The 19,181-nt window shown below is 57.5% G+C and carries 11 protein-coding genes; 2 read left to right on the plus strand and 9 right to left on the minus strand.

Features of this window, described 5'->3' with window-relative positions:
* Positions 1 to 58 precede the first annotated feature (58 nt).
* Positions 59 to 4,306, plus strand: coding sequence for a Calx-beta domain-containing protein (locus H1B37_RS25520; protein ID WP_182870109.1), 4,248 nt, complete (start codon positions 59 to 61; stop codon positions 4,304 to 4,306).
* A gap of 122 nt (positions 4,307 to 4,428) precedes the next feature.
* Here the strand turns inward: H1B37_RS25520 and H1B37_RS25525 are convergent, their stop codons facing one another.
* Entirely contained in the window at positions 4,429 to 5,211 is a 783-nt protein-coding gene (locus tag H1B37_RS25525; protein WP_182870110.1) for an enoyl-CoA hydratase-related protein, read from the minus strand.
* Positions 5,212 to 5,572: 361 nt separating this feature from the next.
* On the opposite strand from H1B37_RS25525, the gene H1B37_RS25530 reads away from it, so the two are divergent.
* Positions 5,573 to 8,809 carry an alpha/beta hydrolase family protein gene (locus H1B37_RS25530; RefSeq protein ID WP_182870111.1) on the plus strand — a complete coding sequence of 1,079 codons (3,237 nt, stop codon included), beginning with the start codon at positions 5,573 to 5,575 and terminating at the stop codon, positions 8,807 to 8,809.
* A 9-nt stretch (positions 8,810 to 8,818) separates the two neighbouring features.
* Here the strand turns inward: H1B37_RS25530 and H1B37_RS25535 are convergent, their stop codons facing one another.
* The 8 genes from H1B37_RS25535 to H1B37_RS25570 all read right to left on the minus strand — a co-directional run bounded on the left by H1B37_RS25535 (position 8,819) and on the right by H1B37_RS25570 (position 19,131).
* Positions 8,819 to 10,594 carry an acyltransferase family protein gene (locus tag H1B37_RS25535; RefSeq protein WP_182870112.1) on the minus strand — a complete coding sequence of 592 codons (1,776 nt, stop codon included), beginning with the start codon at positions 10,592 to 10,594 and terminating at the stop codon, positions 8,819 to 8,821.
* 81 nt (positions 10,595 to 10,675) lie between these two features.
* Positions 10,676 to 12,466: a serine/threonine protein kinase gene (locus H1B37_RS25540; protein WP_286178167.1), complete on the minus strand. Its 1,791-nt coding sequence runs from the start codon at positions 12,464 to 12,466 to the stop codon at positions 10,676 to 10,678.
* Positions 12,467 to 12,686: 220 nt separating this feature from the next.
* Positions 12,687 to 14,585 carry a hypothetical protein gene (locus H1B37_RS25545; protein ID WP_182870113.1) on the minus strand — a complete coding sequence of 633 codons (1,899 nt, stop codon included), beginning with the start codon at positions 14,583 to 14,585 and terminating at the stop codon, positions 12,687 to 12,689.
* A gap of 117 nt (positions 14,586 to 14,702) precedes the next feature.
* Positions 14,703 to 15,497 (minus strand): hypothetical protein, encoded by a 795-nt coding sequence (locus H1B37_RS25550; protein ID WP_182870114.1) that lies wholly within the window; start codon positions 15,495 to 15,497, stop codon positions 14,703 to 14,705.
* Positions 15,494 to 16,429 (minus strand): ABC transporter ATP-binding protein, encoded by a 936-nt coding sequence (locus tag H1B37_RS25555; protein WP_182870115.1) that lies wholly within the window; start codon positions 16,427 to 16,429, stop codon positions 15,494 to 15,496. Before H1B37_RS25555 ends, H1B37_RS25550 begins: the two co-directional genes overlap by 4 nt.
* Before the next feature lie 3 nt (positions 16,430 to 16,432).
* The gene (locus H1B37_RS25560; RefSeq protein ID WP_353620918.1) at positions 16,433 to 17,428 is read right to left on the minus strand and encodes an ABC transporter permease subunit; all 996 of its coding nucleotides are present in this window, start codon (positions 17,426 to 17,428) and stop codon (positions 16,433 to 16,435) included.
* Entirely contained in the window at positions 17,415 to 18,350 is a 936-nt protein-coding gene (locus H1B37_RS25565; RefSeq protein ID WP_353620919.1) for an ABC transporter ATP-binding protein, read from the minus strand. The genes H1B37_RS25560 and H1B37_RS25565 overlap by 14 nt, the downstream gene beginning before the upstream one ends.
* 211 nt (positions 18,351 to 18,561) lie before the next feature.
* Positions 18,562 to 19,131, minus strand: a complete 570-nt coding sequence (locus H1B37_RS25570; RefSeq protein ID WP_182870116.1) for an RDD family protein — start codon at positions 19,129 to 19,131, stop codon at positions 18,562 to 18,564.
* Between the last annotated feature and the right edge of the window lie 50 nt (positions 19,132 to 19,181).

Below are 19,181 nucleotides of genomic sequence, written 5' to 3' on the forward strand. Positions count from 1 at the left end.
GGCAATTGGAGCTCGGGGTTTTGTGCCTTCGCGGGGAAAATTTAGGTAGCATTATTCGATGAAGATCAAGGGCAAGAAGAAGCGTCGTTCGTTACCCGAGCGACGGGCTCATCGATGGTTGCGGTTTGAGCACTGTGAACGGCGCGACCTATTGGCAAGTCTCACCGTGACGTCGACCACCGATGTATCCGATCCGAACGACGGTGTCCTCACGCTGAGAGAGGCGATCGAACAGGCGAACATGTTGCCGGGGCGCGACGTGATCGGATTTGATGTTCCAGGGGATGGCGTGCAGATCATTTCCCCGGCGTCGCCATTGCCAGAGATCACCGATGACCTTGTGATCGACGGCCGATTGATGAGTGGTGACCAATCACACCCCTACATCGAAATCCAAGGTCCAGAGGTCGATGACGCTGTGGGGATACGTGTTTCCGCGGACAATACCAGTATTTTCGGGCTGGCGATCAACGGATTCCGTGGAGGAGGGATCTCAGTCGGAGCCGTCGTTTCGTTCGTTCTTGAGTCGAGCTTTCTTGGAACGGACGCAACGGGTCAGAGCGATCGTGGGAACCAGGCTTTTGGGCTCATGCTTGATGGTTCGGTCGGCGCGAGAATTGGTGGAACCGAGGTCGGTGCAGGCAACGTCATTTCTGGTAACGGAGACCAGACCTCTCCAGCTGACGGAATCCGAATCCGTGGCGGCAATGGGCACCGAATAGAGGGGAATAGAATCGGCACGACGATCGACGGGACCGCGGCGATCGCAAATTCGAATGACGGAATTCATCTTTACGCGGGAGCCCGCGAAGTCACGATTGGCGGACCGACCGTGGCCCACCGCAATATCATATCGGGAAATGCTTTTGACGGCATCGAAATCAATGGTCAATCAACGAGAGAGAACCGGGTCACCGGGAATTTCATCGGGACAGATGCTCTCGGTTTGGCAGCGATACCCAACCTAGATGGTGTCGAACTGGACAATACATCCGGAAATTTCATCGGATCACCCGAGCATGGTGGAGGCAATCTGCTCTCGGGAAACAGCAGCGACGGGATCGAAGTGGTTCGAGAGGCGACCGGTAATCTCATTCGTGCGAACCGTATTGGTACCGACCACACCGGAATGCATGCGATTGCTAATGTCCGCAATGGGATCTTGATCTTGAATGGTGCAAATGCAAACACGATCGGAGGTGTTACCGAAAGTTCGCGGAATGTTATTTCGGGCAATGGTTCTGATGGCATCGAAATATCCGGGACCGGAACGAACAGCAATATTGTTCAGGGGAACTTGATTGGCGTCGCAGGCGATGGAACGATCGCTCTGGGTAATGGTAATGATGGTGTGTATCTTCTAGCAGGCGCCTCCTTGAACCAGATTGGTGGCACGACTCGTGGAAGCATGAATGTCATCTCAGGCAATCTTTATGACGGCGTGGAAATCAATGGGATCGGGACGACTTTGAATCGAATCGAAGGAAACCGGATTGGAACCGATTCGACAGGGAGCAGGGCGATCGGAAATGGCAGTGACGGCGTCGAGTTGGACTTTGCCATGTCAAACACTGTCGGAGGTCGAGACAGCGGCGCCGGAAACGTCATCGGCGGAAACGGCTCCGATGGAATTGAAGCACACAACGGCTCCGCCGCAAACAAGATCTTCGGTAATTGGATCGGTGTCGGGGCAGATAACGTCACCAATCTCAGCAATGCTCACACCGGAATCCGGCTCAATGCCGGATCCGAGGACTTTCAGATCGGCGGCACCGTGCCGGGAGAATCCAACGCCATCGCGTTTAACAATCGTCAAGGTGTGATGGTGAGCGAAACCGGGGCAGTGAGAAACCGGATTCGCGGCAATTCCATTTATTTCAATACCAAGCTCGGTATCGAACTCGCCGAAACCGGCGCCGACGGCGTTTCCGCTGTCCTCGGACGCAACGCAAATGACACTCTTGATTCCGATGGCGGAGCGAACACCGGGCAGAACCACCCGGTACTTCATCAAGCCGTGGCCACCGGATCGACTCTTCTCGTCGAAGGTGTACTGAATAGTCGTCCGAATCAATCCTACTGGATCGATCTCTATTCCAACTCAGGGACGCTAGGAATCAACGAGGGAGAATCCTGGATTGGGGCCACCGAGACCACGACTGATTCGGTGGGCAGCGTAGGTTTTTCGGTACCAGTGGCCGGCGTTTCTGCTGTTGGTCAAACCATTACCGCCACTGCGACGGACGCCGACGGAAACACCTCCGAGTTCTCAATCGGACTGGAGGTTGTCGATGCCAGCGGACGGCCGTTGATTCACGTCCGCGATGCCGGCGTGATTGAGGGCAACGACGGAACCATCGAAGCAATCTTTGATGTTCAACTGTCAAAGCCGTTCCACGATACGGTAACGGTAAGCTATGAAACGATGTCCGTGACGGCCGTTGCCGGAGAAGACTTTCTCGCCGCCGAGGGCAGTCTCTCGTTTTCACCCGGGGTCACGCAGCAATCCGTTTCGGTGCTCGTTTCTGGGGACGGTGAAGACGAGGAGCTTGAGCATTTCTTATTGATGTTGTCGGCCCCCGAGATGGGTTTTATAGGGAAACGAGAGGCAATCGGTTGGATTTCCGATGATGACCACCCAGGAGAAACGATGGTGCCACTCGGCGCCGGCGCCAGTGACACCTCTGAATTCATGCTCGGTTCGGTTCATGTCAATGTCGTCGCATTCGAATCCGACGGTAGGATGGACAATGTCCTCGAACGATGGTCACCAAGTCAAAAAGTCGATTTCCGGCAGAAAGTGAATGAAGGATTGCAGTGGTGGGAGGAGGTTCTAGACAGACGGGGGGCCACGCATGATTTGAACTTCCAGGTCGACTTTCAATTTCTCGATCATCCCATCGAAATCCCGTATGAACCAATTGCCGGTAACTTTGGTGACCAGAGCGACTGGACGAACGCCTTTCTTGATGCCGTCGGTGCCAACACCGTGTCCAGTACGTTCGCTGATCTCGATGCCTACAACCATCTGCAGCGACTCGAGAATGCAACCAATTGGGCGTTTACGATCTTTGTGACCAATGGAAGCATGGATTCCGATGGCCGCTACGCTGATAACTCGAATGCTTGGGCATACGCCGGTGGCCCTTACACGTTGATCCAACAGCATCGGTCCGCTGTTACGATCGCACATGAAGTCGGCCACATTTTCTACAATTTGGATGAGTACCCGGGGGGACGCTCCTACACAGACCACAGGGGGTACTACAACACGCAAAACCTAAATGCCTACGAGGATCATCCAGATCGAACTCAGCGGGTCGACAGCCTTATGGCCGAATCGGCATCGACCGCTTATGCAAATTTCACCAGTTCTCCAACGTCACTCGAGATGATCGGGTGGAAAGACTCCGATGGTGACGGGATCTTCGACGTCTTGGATGTTCCGTTGTCGCTAACCGGATCAGGCACCTATGACGAGTCAACACGCCGGTATCATTTTCGAGGCAGTGCATCGGTCAATACGCTTCCGAACCTGAATCCCAGCGGCAATGGGAATGATATCACCATCAATCGCATCAGCCGATTGGAATACCGTGTCGCGGGAGGAACATGGGAAACGGCCAGAGATTTGAATGGGTATTCAGCAGCAATCGATTGTGATTTGGTGATCGCTCCAAATCGAAGCATCGAATGGCGCGTCATTGATGATTCATCGGGTGTGGTTTCCAACATCGTTCTCGATCACACACCGCTGCCGATCCCGAAGGTTATTGACGTCATGATCAACGACGGAGGTCCGCAACGGTCGCAAGTCACTTCGATCCAGGTTTCGTTTGACACTCGCGTTTTGCACTCCGACGTAACCGCTGCGTTTCGGGTCATCAATCGCGATACACTGCAGTCGGTCGGCCGAATCAGCACTTCTGTCGTGGACATTGATGAAACCACGGTCGCAATCTTGACTTTCTCGGGCCAGCTTACGGCGGATCGTGAGGGGCATGAAGCACTAGGTGATTCGCTCATCGACGGACGTTACCGTTTGAGCATTGACGCGGAAAAAATCCGTGCGACCGAAGGGGGGCTCGCGATGTTCTCGGATCGGCACGACGAATTTTTCCGGTTGTTTGGCGACACCGATGGCGATGGCGATGTTGATGGCCAAGACTACGGAAGATTCGGCGCAACTTTCTTGCGTGTGCAAGACGAAGTCGGTTACAACCCTGCACTTGACTCTGACGGCGATGGAGATGTAGACGGCCAGGACTATGGTCGATTCGGGTTGAGGTTCCTACGTTCGATTTAACGGCCGAAAAACAAATGATGACTCCACGACGAATTAAAGGTCGACCGTTGCGTCTGATCGAAACAAACTTGTTTTGCAGGTTCGAATGCGAAGATCGACGGATCCGCTAGTTCACGTCTGGCCTAGCTTCGAAACTTGTCGAAGTCCGGTTTGCGTTTTTCTTTGAAGGCTCGCACGCCTTCTTGTGACTCGTCGGTTTCGTAGAACAGCTTGACCGCTCGCATCCCCATCGCCGACAGGCCGCCGATGTGTGCGGTGTCGGCGTTGAAGGAACCCTTGGCGATGGCCAGGGCCGTGGGGCTTTTTTCCAGGATCTCCTGACACCACCGCTGCACTTCGTCGTCCAATTCGTCATCGGGAACGACGACGTTTGCCAATCCCATGCGGACCGCTTCGGCCCCCGAATACTGTCGGCACAAAAACCACACCTCCCGGGCGCGCTTTTCGCCGATCACGCGTGCCATGTAGGCGGTCCCAAATCCGGGGTCGACCGATCCGACCTTCGGACCGACTTGGCCAAAGACGGCGGATTCTCCGGCGATCGTCAGGTCGCACAACAACGCCAGGACGTTGCCACCGCCGATCGCGTAACCTTGCACCCTGGCGATCACCGGCTTGGGGGCGTCACGAATGGCCGCTTGCAAGTCCTCCAGCGGCAATCCGATCGTACCGCGGCCCTGGTACTGGCCTTCATGGGCGGACTGATCACCGCCGGTGCAAAACGCCTTGTCCCCGGCGCCGGTCAACACAATGACACCGATCGAATCGTTCCAAGCGACACGCTTGAACGCGTCGATCAACTCCTCACAGGTCTCGGCCCGAAACGCATTGTAAACCTGTGGCCGATTGATCGTGATCGTCGCCACGCCGTCTTCTACCTTCAACAGGATGTCCTGATAACTCATGGTCGCCTCCCCTGATCAATCTGCCGGGATGTCGTTCGAACAACCCTTCAATTCTAGCAGTTGCTGACCCGCATACTTTTCGCGAGGGCCATTCGACCGCCGCTAACCCCGCCAATGGGCGACCGCTCAGCCGAACAGCCCTGTGCAAGCGTGAGACAACTCGGGCTGCGAGGGGGCCCTTGGGAGTGTTGTTGTGGGCGAGACCGGTTCGGTGTGCGACGATGATCACTTACAGGTTCCTCAGCCAGTGGAGCATCTGTACCAGTTGCGGCCTGTCGCGAATCCATGAATCGTTTCCAATCGTTCCAACAGTGATTATTCTCGGTGTGACCCACGCAACACAGACCCAAAATTCTGACCGATGACTCCTGATTTTTCTCGCTGTACCAATCGCCCACTCTTCTTCGGTGCGATCCTGCTTACGAGTTTGCTGTTCACGCCCCATGTCCAAGCTCAGGACATCTCACGGCGACAGCTCGAACACCAGGACTATGACGTCTGGAACACGATGTCATCGTCCGCCATCTCCAACGATGGCAATTGGGCGAGGTATCAAATCCAGAGCGGAGCCATCGACGGCGAAGCCACATTGCATGTGCAACACACCGAGTCGGGAAGGGAGTACGTCATCCCGAGGGGAACCGACGCAAGGTTCACGCCTGACAATCGCTTCGCCGTTTACCGCATCACGCCTGAGAAGACGTTGCTTAAGAAATTGCGGAAAGAGAAAAAGGCAGAGCACGAATTGCCCAAATCGCAACTGCAGATCCTGGAGCTCGAATCGGGCGCCTTGATCAACCTCGAGAATGTCCGTTCGTTCAAGACACCGGAAGACAGCGGTGCGTGGGTGGCCTGCTTGCTTGAGAAGCCGAGCGCATCGGACGAATTAGAGGATGATAAACCGATTGCCCGCGAGGTCTATGAAGTGACCGCCGAAGGACTTCGCCGACCAGCAAAGAAACTCAAATTAAAGAGCCGCAGTCAGCTGGCTCGCGAACGAGGAGAATCCGCGGCCGGCCCCGAAGAGCACAAAACCAAACCATTGAAACAGCCAGAACCAAAGCCTGGGGAACCCCGGAAGTCGAGTTCAACGACGAATACGACCGACGATGATGAGACTTCGCACGACGATGACAAACAACCCGGCACCCCGTTGGTCTTGATCCATCTTGATTCAGGGATCCAGCGAACCTATCCCAACGTTGATTCCTATGGCTTCTCCAAGAACGGCAAGCTCCTGGCATTTGTCACGTCGGTCAAACCAACCGACACCAAAGAATCAGGCTCCGACAGTCAAACCGCAGAATCGAAACAGCGTGGCGACAATGGCCCGGTCGACGGAGTTCACGTTGTCGATTTGGATTCCATGGTTCATCGGACTGTCGCGCACGGTCAAGGCGAATACAAGAATCTAGCCTTCAGCGAAGACGGCTCCGCGGTCGCCTTCATCACGAACAAAGATGACTACGATGCGGAGAAAGCAGCTTGGACTCTCTATCACTGGACATCACGTGCAAAACAAGCACGCAAAATCGCGACCGAGGGCGACCGAGGAATCCCTGAGGGTTGGTGGGTTTCACCCGACTCGAATCAACAGTTCTCCGAGGACGGACGCCGACTCTATTTCGAAACCGCGCCGATTCCCGAACAGGTGATCGAGCGACGCCAAGCGAACAGCGAAGGGCGAGAAATCGAGGAGGATGAAGAAGACGAGCAAGCAAAATTGGACGTCTGGCATTGGCAGGATCCACAGCTTCAGCCTCAGCAATTGCTGCAAGCAGAAATCGAACGCAAGCGAGATTATCGGGCCGTTTACGACCTCAGGTCCAAGAAGATCGCCCAACTGGCAACGCGTCAAATGCCGCTGGTCGACATCGACGATCGATCGTCTGCACCCATCGCGGTCGCAAATACGAACATGCGTTACCGTAAAACACTTTCGTGGGATGTGCCCGGGTTGCAGGATGCCTACCTGGTGGATCTGCGCACCGGCGAGCGTGAATTGGTGTTGGAGGCGGTGAAGTGGAATGTGCGTCTGTCTCCCGAAGGCAAGTACCTGACTTGGTTCGACGCGGAACAGAAGGCGTGGTTTGCAAAATCGGCCACGAAACGCGACGAAAAACCGATTCGGATTAGCAAGGGCATCAAGTTTGCATTGCACGATGAACTTAATGACCGACCGACCTTGCCCAGCGCCTACGGGTCGCCCGGTTGGCTGACGGGGGACCGTGCCCTTTTGATCTATGACCGCTATGACATCTGGCAACTCGACCCCAGCGGTACAACGGATCCGATTTGTATGACCGCAGGCGTTGGCCGCACGAATGATCTTCGATTTCGTTATCTGAAACTGGATCCTCAATCGCGTGCGATCGATCCCGCGAAACCCATGATGCTGTCGGCTTTCAACCGCAAAACGAAAGCCAGTGGCTTCTATGTGCTGGACCCGCCTGGCGACGATCAAACGACGAAGAAGAACGCCGACAACGTTGACAAGAAAAACGCCCCCCCGACGCAATCACGGTTGCGGCGTCTGATCGTCCTGGACGAACAACTCTCCGGATTACAAAAAGCGAAGGACAGCGATCGCGTCCTGTTCACGCGCAGTACGTTTCGCCAATGCCCCGATCTGTGGTCAAGCGACACAAGCTTTGAGAAGATCTATCGGGTCAGCGACATGAACCCGCAACAGGCGGAGTATTCTTGGGGTGACGCAGAATTGGTTCGGTGGAAGTCCAGCGACGGTGAAGATCTCGATGGAATCCTGTTGAAACCGGACGGGTTCGACGCTTCTAAAAAGTATCCGATGATGGTGTACTTCTATGAGCGAAACTCCGATCACCTGCATCGCTACTACCCGCCCGCCGCCGGGCGTTCGATCATTTGCCACAGCTTCTATGTCAGTCGTGGCTATCTCGTGTTCATTCCGGACATCCCGTACCGCATTGGCCAGCCGGGACCGAGCGCCGCCAACTCGGTCATCCCCGGGGTCGAGCACTTGATCGCGCAGGGGTTCGTGGATCGTGCGAGGATTGGAATGCAAGGTCACAGCTGGGGCGGATACCAGACGGCGTACCTGGTGACAAAAACCGATCTGTTCGCGTGCGCCGAATCGGGCGCCCCGGTCAGTAACATGACCAGTGCCTACGGCGGCATCCGTTGGGGAAGCGGGCTTAGTCGCATGTTCCAATACGAACGGACTCAAAGTCGGATCGGCGAGGATCTATGGACGGCTCGCGAAAACTACATTTCCAATTCGCCCCTCTTCTTTGCAGATAAAATCAATACACCGCTTCTGATTCTTCACAATGACGAAGACGGCGCCGTTCCCTGGTACCAGGGAATCGAATTGTTCGTCGCCTTGCGCCGTCTCGGAAAACCCGCTTGGATGTTGAACTACAACGGCGACCCGCACTGGGTGATGGGCGACTCCAACCGGCGGGATTTTGCGACCCGGATGCAGCAGTTCTTTGATCACTATTTGTTGGGGGCTCCCGAGCCAGAGTGGATGGCGGTCGGGGTGCCCGCAGTCGACAAGGGCAAGAACTTCGGGCTCGAACTACTCGAACCAGAGAAGCCGGAAGTAGGAGTTGAATAGCTGTCGGCACTACGCCGATCTCTGGCGCGGGCCGTTGAGCGTTCGACCGATCACGGTGTAGCGGACGCCGTACTGGTAGGTCAGCAACAGGATCGCAGAGATCACGATGCAGATCCCAACAAGCTTGACGATCGCCGGGGCGGGAAGTTCGCGAACGTACCACTGCGCCAGTAGGACCAGCGGCAGGTGAATCAGATACAACCAGTACGACGAGTCCGAGATGTAACGCATCGTCTTGCTTTCGCGTGATAGGAGTCGACGGCAAACTCCGATCGATCCGAACGTCATCAGCCATGCAAACAGGGCCTGTAGAAAGTTCCCTGCAAGAGCATTCAACGCCGGGTCGTCCAGTTTGGGCACGATCCCCAAGCTGCCCGACACCAAATCCAGCCCGATCGGAAAAACAACCAGCAGCGCGATCGACAAACTGATCAACCAGCCGCGCCCCAGTCGCCCCTCGTCGTCGTCCTTGTCAAAGTAAAGGGCGCCGAAAAAGAAGAACACGGCGTAGTATGCCAACACACTCGGGAGGGGCAGCAGGCCGATCGACGGATCCGGACCGAAGATGCCAGGATTCATGTATGACAGGGGCAACATCGTCAGTGGAATCAGCCACAGCAAACTGGCCGGTGAAGACACCAGAAACGCGGGAACCTTGCTTAGCCTTATCGCGTCGGCAACCACCGCGTAGATCACAAACGCCGCGACCAGCCAACACAGGAACCACAAAAACCACAGGTGCATGAACACGGGCATCTGAAACAGCAACCCTTCCAGCATTTTCCACACGCTGTTTTCTGATCCACCGGCGTCGGATCCGAGGTAGTCCACCGTGCCCATCTGTTTGGCGATCTTCGCGCGTCCGGCTTTGAGTGCCGCTTCGTCAAGCGAGAGTCCGAACGAAGTCGCAATAAAGTTTGTCGTTCCGAAGTCGATCCTTAGCAGATCCTTCGGCGTTTGCCCGTTGGCGTCCATTGCATCGGCATCGGCACCCGCTCGCAATAGCATTTCGGCTTCTTCGTCGCGACCGATGAACGCCGCGCTGTGCAGCGCCGTTCCTTGATCGCCGTTTCGCTGATGGACGTCCGCACCCTCGCTGAGCAACATTTCGACCATTTCGGTGTGCCCCAGGAAGACAGCGACCGTCAACAGCGACGCGCCATCGGGGCTGACGGCATCCACATCGATTTCATCCGCTGCGATCGCAGTGCGAACACGATCGGTATCACCCGCGACGACGGCTTCCCAAACAGCTGCGTTTTCGCTCGTCGTCGCCGACGGACGACTCACGAAATAGCTGACCGCCCACATCGCCGGGACGATGGTCAAGCAGCCGATCCCCAGCGGCAGGGCGATGCGCTTGAGCCGTTGTTTGATCAGCCCCCCAAGCCCCCGTTTTCGCCACAACATCGCGGTAAAGAAACCGCTCAGCATGAAGAACAGCGGCATGCGAAAACCATGGATCCCGGCAAACAGAACCGAATAGACTTCACTTTGCTGGGAGTCTTTGACCGTCCAAGGGATCGGCGAAAACGAAAGCGCGGCGTGCAGCAGGATCCCCAACAGCATCGCGATCGCCCGCAACGCGTCCAAGTCATGACGCCGGTCGATGGTTGGCGAGACCGATGTGGCGGCGTTCGCCGTCAGCGTCTCCGGATTTTGCTTCAGTCGTTCTTCTTTGACGATGGTTTCCAATGAAGTGCTGATGGCTGACTCCTCGTTGGTAGATGAGAAACATTGGGGATCCACCTTCTGGCGAAGGTAGCCATGATTGCGCCGCAGCATGGTTTTCGCGTCGTCCACTACCGTTTACCTGGATGTTAGGGCGAGACGGGATGCGACGTGAGGTTGGCGGGCGACGCGGCTCTAGCGAATCTGTGCCTGTTCGATTTCGCGGAGGGCCAAAAACGCGTTCGCAATGCTGGTTCCGGCAAAACGTTCTCTCCAGGATTCCGCCGACGGACGGTCGGGACGCTGCACGCGCACGTACAGCCAGTACGAGACAACCAGCCCGATCACACCCAGCACGAGCGACGGAATCAAGGAGTTGGGGGTCAGGACGACATCGAATCCGATCGCAACCGTCGCCGGAATCCACATCAGCCACCACGGGAAACCGATCAACGGGGCGACTTTCAAATAGATGCCTTTCACCGCGTCAAGTTTCTCGCGGACCTGGTCGATGGGTTTCGAATAGTCGATCCGATTGATTCGCGTACAGACCGCAGCGGCGGCGGCGATCACCAAAATTCCATAAACGTGCAGAATCGCGCCGCAGACCACCTTGGGCATCACGCTGGTGTTTCGCGCCCAGCATTGAGCACCCAAGACGATGATGGCGACGCCGACCAAAATCTGAATCACTTGCCCGCGAAACAGCGGCCGCAAAGACGTTCGGATGCGGTCCATCAAGTCACGCCGCGTCAACAGCAACCTGCCGGCCAGTTCCTGTTGCTCAAGACTGGCCGTTGACGGCGTGATCGTCGTCGCATTATCGACCGGCCGGCCGACATCGGCGACGTCACCGTGGACCAGGGTGGGGGCAAACGCCGGGTTGTCCGTCGACGCGATGCTCTGGATGTCCGACTTAATCTGGCTGGCGTGTTGGTACCGACGCTGGGGTTCCTTTTCAAGCGTTCGCAGCACGACGTCGTCCAGCCGTACATCGATCGCGACCTTGCGTGACGGCGCCGCGAATCGCCCGATCGGAAGCTCGCCGGTCAGCATCTCGTAAAAGACGACGCCCAACGAATAGATGTCAGCCCGGTGGTCGACTCCGCGAGCCCCTTCGAATTGTTCGGGGGCCATGTAGCGTGGCGTTCCCATCACCTGATGCGTCCCGGTCAGCTCCGTCGGCTGATTTTCATTACCCAGGATCCGCGACAGACCGAAGTCGGCGATCTTCACCGAACCGTCCTTCGCCATCAAGATGTTTTCCGGCTTGATGTCGCGGTGGATCACACCCTTGTCGTGGGCAAACTGCAACGCGTCGCACAGATGCGGCACGATCGCCAACGCGTGTTCGGGAGACAACTGCCCGGCCCGGACGACGTCGCGCAACGTCGGTCCGTCCACAAACTCCATCAAAAAGTAAAACGTGTCCTGGACCTTTCCGAATTCGAAGACCGAGACAATGTTGGGGTGGTTCAGCTTCGCCAGTGTGCGAGCCTCCCGAGTGAACCGGAGCGCGAACTTCACGTCGTGGGCGAATTCTTCTGGCAAGATCTTCAGGGCGACCAAGCGATCCAGCCCTTCCTGGCGGGCCTTGTAGACAGCGCCCATCCCGCCGGCACCGAGCAGTTCGATGATCTCCAGTGTCGGGAACAGTTCGGACAAACGTGCGACGGTCGGCGGTGCGAACGGAGCGTTCGGCTTGTCGTCTTCATCGAGTGCGTCGTCGATTGCCCCGACATGATCGGGAAATCGATCCAGGTATTCCTGTTTCGTCGGACGGTCGCCACGACGTCGCCGATAGTCGATTTCCAACACGACCAGTTCGGCCAGCAGCAGTTCTTGTTCTTCGTCGGGAACGTTGTCCGAGAGCACCGATTCGATGGTCGGTGGCCGGTCGGATTGCCACAGACGTTCGAAATCGGCGCAGCGATCGTCGATCCGTTCCAGGGCGGCAAGCGGCAGTTTTTTCTGGCGAACATTCATCGGTTTCAAGCAATTCCTGCTGACGTTTTTCTCATTTCAAACGCGGACGACTCTCCATGGTCCGCACGAAACCCCAAAAACCCGGGGATTTCCGCACTAATCTAGCAACCGCTGTTTCTCGCGACTGCCCGACAGGAAACTGGGAAAAAACTCTACGAGTTCTGAAACCGGTATTTGTGCCCGGGACATCTTCAGCGGTGACGTGACAACCGGTCGACCGTTACTTGTCGGTGGCGAATTCGACCCAACGCGTGCGAACGTCCTGTGCCGTGTTCAGTTTCCATGTCCCCGTGCCGTCAAATACGTGTGACTGTCGGTGGTCCCCCGAAGAGTCGTTCCAGTCATAGGTCACCCGCACCGAATCATTGGCCTTGGTAGATTCGACCAGATGAGCTTCAGCCCGCAGATAGCGTTTGCCTCCGCTGTTGCGAAATCGGATCTGAATGTCGCGCGAAGGATGGGGCAACTCTGCCGAGCCATAACAGAAACTCTGAGACCAAAAATCACTCGGCTCGTCGCCCCGTCGTGGAACCCTCCAATCTCGGACGATCGGCCGGAAGTGTTCTCCGCCGTCGGTGCTGAATTCGATCTGGTAGCGAACCGTCGGATCGGGTGGGCTGCCCGACGCGACATGGGCCGCTGCATAGGCTTGAACAACCGGGCGGTCGCTGCGCAGGTCGAGTGAGACCGAGGGTTCACCAAATCCGCCTTCGGCGACAAACGTCTTGGCCAGTTCGATTTCCGGCCCGATGGAACGCACGCGTCGACCGCTCGATGCGTATTGCACCGTCGTCCCGTTGTCTTTCAATCGAGGCAGGACGGCGATGTTCGCCTGACAGACCGTGCGAATCTCCAATCCCGAGTCGCGCAGGTCTTGGGCGCCCGCTGCCAAACGCAACCAATAGCTCGATCGGCCCTTCACCAGATCGGTCAGATCCAATCCGTCGACGAAGGTCTGCTCGGTGGACCAGGTCCGACCGGCGTCACGGGAAACCGCGACGGGGCAATCAAGGTTGCCACGGAGCACGAGCCCGCCGGTACAGCCCGGCTGGTAAATCCCCCAGGCGTTGTTGTTGGGTGGTGATGCACCAATCACATACGGGGTTTGAAATTCGAACACAATCTCGTCGGCACTTTCCCGTACGATGCCCTCGCGGTAGTCGTCGGTGGAAAAATCGGGACGATAGACCGACTGGACGTTGGCGTAGCGCACTTGTCCGTCGCGGTGCGGTGTTCCGGTGGTTGAACCGTGCATCTTGTCGGGCTGGTTGACCCAAGTGCGTGATCGGTGCGGCCCCGGGATCCCGCCGGCGTTGTAGTTGCGTCCCCAAAAGACGAACGTCTTCCCATCATCCAGACCGGGTTGAAAGTACCGCCGCAACGTTTCGCCTCGCCGCAGATAAACCATCGGTGGCGGACCCGCGTAACCGGCCAAGTACTCAGCGACGGCGTAGCTTCGATAAGAATTGCCGTCATCGGGGTGTAGCCCGCACACCAACCAACCACGCTGCCGCCCAGGCAAATAGTTGCGGTCGATCAAACGGTCCACATCAGATTGAATTTCACCCAGCCCCATCAGCCGGGCGCCGCTGGGATCGAAGATGACCGTCGACAAGTCGTGATCCAACAGCGCCCAGCGACCCTCGCGATACGCACCGCCAGTAAGGAAAACCTCAAATGCATTGTGTGCCGATGCGCCAACCCCGCGGGCACGTCCGTGTCCCAGGCGATGTTCGAATTCGGCCGTCCACTGCGAGTGGGTGGTGCCACAAAGCCCGTATCCGAATCCGAACAGCCCGTTCCAATACTCACGCAGCCGATAGTCGTGTTGCGATTCAAATCCATTCCCCCAAAGGTCGCGGCGGCCGGCTTCACCGTGCCAATAGTGCGTGTTCCGAAACAGCCAGGACGCCAACGCCCGGTCCTCGTCCGTCTGAACAGGCCGTCCTGTGACGCGTCGATAGATCTCCGCCTGAGTCGCAAACAGGCGATCAAATGTCGAGATCGCCAACTCACCGGGATACCAGGGGTGATCGGTCCGAATTTGAGGGTCACCGGTTTCCGCCAGCGCCTGACCGATCAAGGTGCAGGCAATCATCAATCCGATCAGACGTCGCATGAGTTTCCGGTCCAACGGGCGGAAGGAAGTTTTGGGGAGGCTGATCAGTTTACCTGGAATGACGGTCGCACTTGGAATGACAGGTAAAAAATGCGTTGAACCCTCCGTGAGCGGCGATCAACCTTCTTGCTGCGTCGGGTATTCGGTGTGTTCGACCCGATAGAGGGCGATGCCAAGGAACAGGACAATCATCACGCCCAGCATTTGCAGGTGCGTCGATGCCGGTTCGTTTCCAAACACGTTCTCGGCCTGACTGCGGGCGTCCGCCCATTGCATCCAATCCGCCAACAAGCCTCGCAAGCGGTAATTGATCGTGAACTTGTTGACCAACGCGGGGATGAACGAGACGACGTATTCCACGACGACGGTGTACGCCACCGCGGCGACCATCGTGCGGCGGTAAAACAGCGTGCCGATCAGCAGATACAACGCCGCGTGGACGAAACACGACAGCACCACCAGTTTCGTGAGCACCCACCACAATTCGGATCCGATCGTCGGCCCCACCACCACGGTGCACAACGCCACCGCGGCAAGCGACGCCGAGAGCGTCCAAACGACCGAGGTCATGTACTTGCCGACCAGCACCATCCGGCGACCGGACGAGCGCAGCGTCAAATAGACCCAGGTTTGCCCTTCGATCTCCGTGCTGATCGCCGGTGTGGCCCACAGCAGCAATCCCAGTAAGCAACTGACTTCGGGGATCAAAAAGTACATCGCCATTCCCAACGGCTCGATGAAGTCATCCGCGACGTATTCATCACCCCGTTCGAACTTTGTGATCAGGTGGACCGCCGTGACGATCGCCACTGGAAACGCCACCAGCAGAAACCAGATCGCGATCCGTCCCAGTGTTCGCGAGCGGCGAAGCTCGAACAGCATCACATCGATCGGCAGAGTCAGCTTGCTCAAGGCGTTTCTCCTCGGTGATGCTTCAACAGCGAATCGAACAACGCTTCCAGATTGCCGTTGGAAGCCTGTAAACGCTCGATCGCCAAGCTTTCGCCGCGGATCCAATGCGGCAGCTGTCGATAGAATTCGCCGGGATCTCGCAGCGAAACCTTCAATTCCGTCCGTCCGGCCGACAGGGAAAGCGAGTCGACCCACGGAACCTCGGCCAAGTGGTGCACCAGCCGAGCGGCGTCCGGGCCGATCACGCTGACCTGTTGCGGCGTGTCGGCCAAGATCGATTCGATTTCATCGGCGGTCCCACTTGCCAGCAATCGTCCGCCATAGATCAACAGGAACGACGACGTCACCGCTTCGATCTCTTGCAACACGTGGCTGGCGAACAGCAGCCCTCGCCCCTGGTCGGTCCACGACTTCAACACCGCCGTCATGTCGGCTCGCCCGACCGGATCCAGGCCGTTGTAGGGTTCGTCCAAAATCAGCAAGTCCGGTTGGTGTGCGATCGCTTGGGCGATCTTGGTGCGCTGTCGCATCCCCAGCGAATAGGTTCCCATCGGGCGGTGCATCGCGCCGCTCATGCCGACGATCTGCAACGCCTGTTCGGCCAGCTCGCGGCTTTCGCGGCGGCTGATGCCGTGCAAGCGAACCAGGTACTTGACCCATTCATAGGCGGACACGTTGGGATACAGGACGTCCGAGGCCGGGCAAAGGCCGATGTTGCGGAGAATGGTTCGGTGGCGGATCGGATTCTTTCCAAAGACGCGAACGCTTCCCAAGGTGGGGTGAAAGTGGCCGATCAACAGATTGATCAGTGTTGTTTTTCCTGAACCGTTGGGACCGATCAGACCGTAGGCCCCCGAGTTCAGGTTGACGTTCAAATCGTTCACGCCGACGACGTTCCCGTACATTTTGGTGACTTGATTCAATTCGATCATCGCTCAAACACTCAGCCTCGCGACGATGCGTCGGTGCACGATCCAAAATCCGATCACCGTGATCCCCACCAAGACGCCGATCGCAGGCAACACGCTGGCGGATGTCGTGTCCAATCCGAACACCCACGATTCGACTTTGCCCAGCGTGTGGTAGGGCGAAAGGAATCGCCAGCGATCCAAATCCACGCCGTACTCTTCCCAGTTGATCGGTCCGCGGCGGCGACGGGGAGGCCGCCGGCCGGACATCGCGGCGGTCGTGAAGGTCAAGAATTGATAGGCCACAAACCCCATCGCCCACGTGGCGAACCAGGCAAACGTTGCATAACGACTCTCCGCCGTCAGCGAGGAATAAACGACGGCCAGCGTGGTCGTCGGAAGCACCAACACGACCGAAGCCGCCAGGATACGCAGCGGAATGTCCCAGGTTTGCGAGATCACCGACAGGTCCGGCGACAGCAACACGCCCAGCACGTACAGCAGCAACGCCGGCACCGTGGTCACCGCCGCCAGGAAAAACCAGATCACCGCCGATTTGCCGACGATGTACTGCGTCGGTGACAGCGGCCGCGAAAAGTACATCAAGTACGCTTTGGTGCGGAGGTCATAAGAGACCAAGAGGGGCGCGATCAGGCCGATCAATCCGACCATCGTGAACAGTTGGGGGTAGCGAAAATAGGCCAAGATCATCGTCGACCAGACTTCATGCCGGGCCGCGTCCATGTCGTCCAGGATCAACGCCGCCAGATCGGGACGCGCTAGTGGTCGACGAACCACGTTGACGATCATCCGCTGCATGTCCGGTTCGGTCGACGAAAACTCGAATGCAAAAATCCCCAACGCCGGAAACATCACCGGCAGCCAGGCCAACACCAACAGAATCCGCAGCCAACGTCGCTTCAATATCAACGCCACCCCGCCACGGGCGATCACCAGTGGGCGAAGCAACTGGTCGGCACGCTCACCGGACCACTTTCGGTACCCCAGATCATGGACCGGCACGACGGGCCCCCGCTGTCTGGACGGCTGCGTCTGTGGAAAGTCCCGCTGACGCCGAGAGGCCCGCTGTCATCGAACCCGAGGCGACATCGATGAAGATCTGTTCCAGCGAGTTGACGGCCGGTTCCATTCGGCCGATCGCCGTGTCACTGTCGGCCGCCCAATGCCACAACATCGATGTTTGCTCCGGTTCGATTCCGCTGATGCGAAGCGTGCCGGACTTGGGTTGCCACTCCACGCGATGCCCTTCCGACGTGACGCGACGGGCAAACGCGCTGTGATCACCGATGACCGACACGTGCATCGTCGGTTCGATCGGACGGCTCAAGTTGTCCAGCGTGTCGATCACGCGGACGGTCCCTTGCACCAGGATCACCACATGGTCGCACACCGACCGGACGTCCGGCAAAATGTGCGTCGACAAAATGATCGACTTTCCGTGACGCGTCGCTAAGTTGCGAATCCGTCGCAGCATGGCGACACGTTGATCGGGATCCAGACCGGTCGTCGGTTCATCCAATATCAACAGCGGAGGATCATGCACCAGGGCCTGAGCGAATTTCAGTTTCTGACGCATTCCGGTGGAATACGATTCGACCTCCCGGTAACGTTCTTCGCCGAATCCACAGAAGTCCATCATCTCGTGGCTGCGCCGCAGACCCTCGCGAGCGGGCAAGCCCGACAGTTGTGCCATCAAGGAAACCGATTCGATCCCTTCCAGCCCCGCGATGTAGCAATCGTCTTCGGGCAGGTAGCCGATCGAATCTCGGATCGCTTTGGTTTCGCGCGGCCATTTGTAATCCAGCACGCGTCCGTTTCCCGCTTGGGTATGCAGCAACCCCAGCAACGCTTTGATCAGCGTGCTTTTCCCCGACCCGTTGGGCCCCAGCAGCCCTGTCACGCCGGGCGGAATGCGCAGCGACACATCCCGCAACGCTTCGATGTCTCCGTACCGTTTGGAGACGTTGTCAATTTCGATGATCGGTTCCAGTGTGCCGTCTCGCTACAGGTGAACAGTGACGGGGATGGTGACAAAGGGCGGTGACTTCATCAACTCACATCGCTCGCGCCGGATCCATTCGACTGTGCCGATCAATGCTTGGCAAGCGAAGGCAAAAAAACAATCAGGACGGAACTCAAGACCGAACCACTTTGACCACCTTGGATCCCGCGATCAGATCGTGCAGACAGCGCTTATCGGAGCGAAAAATCAGGATCGCGTCAAACAGAAAGACCAAATTGACCAATTGGTCGTCGGTGTACCCGGGGATCAACAGAGTGGCGATGGTGAAGGGGACGGTCCACAGGTAGCGATAAACATAGATCCGCGTGAACGAGATCAATTCATTCGTATTCGCGTCCACGATCCGAATACCCGCGGCCAGTTTGCCGATCGACTGCCCCCGGGTGGCCAGCAAGTACCCGTTGAGTAACAGATACACCAGCATGCCGGCCAACGACATCGCCAACTGCTCCAACATGCCCACCTCTCCCATCGCGGCCCGGCCGATGAAGTCCGTCGCGATCTGGAGCGGGAAAATGATGAACATCATCAAGAATCCGTCGACGATCACCGCGCCCAAGCGGGACAAGCGACTGGCCAATTCCGGCGCCGCGTTGTGATCGACAAACGCGTCGGTTTGCGACGGATACGACGTCGGCGCGTATGGATTGACCGGCTCGTTGTCGGCGAATGGATCATTCATGGGGGCTTACTACGTCGGCGGACCGAAGGGCGTGGGGCGAACGAAACGTT

Source organism: Stieleria mannarensis (assembly GCF_014154935.1).
Taxonomy (GTDB): domain Bacteria; phylum Planctomycetota; class Planctomycetia; order Pirellulales; family Pirellulaceae; genus Stieleria; species Stieleria mannarensis.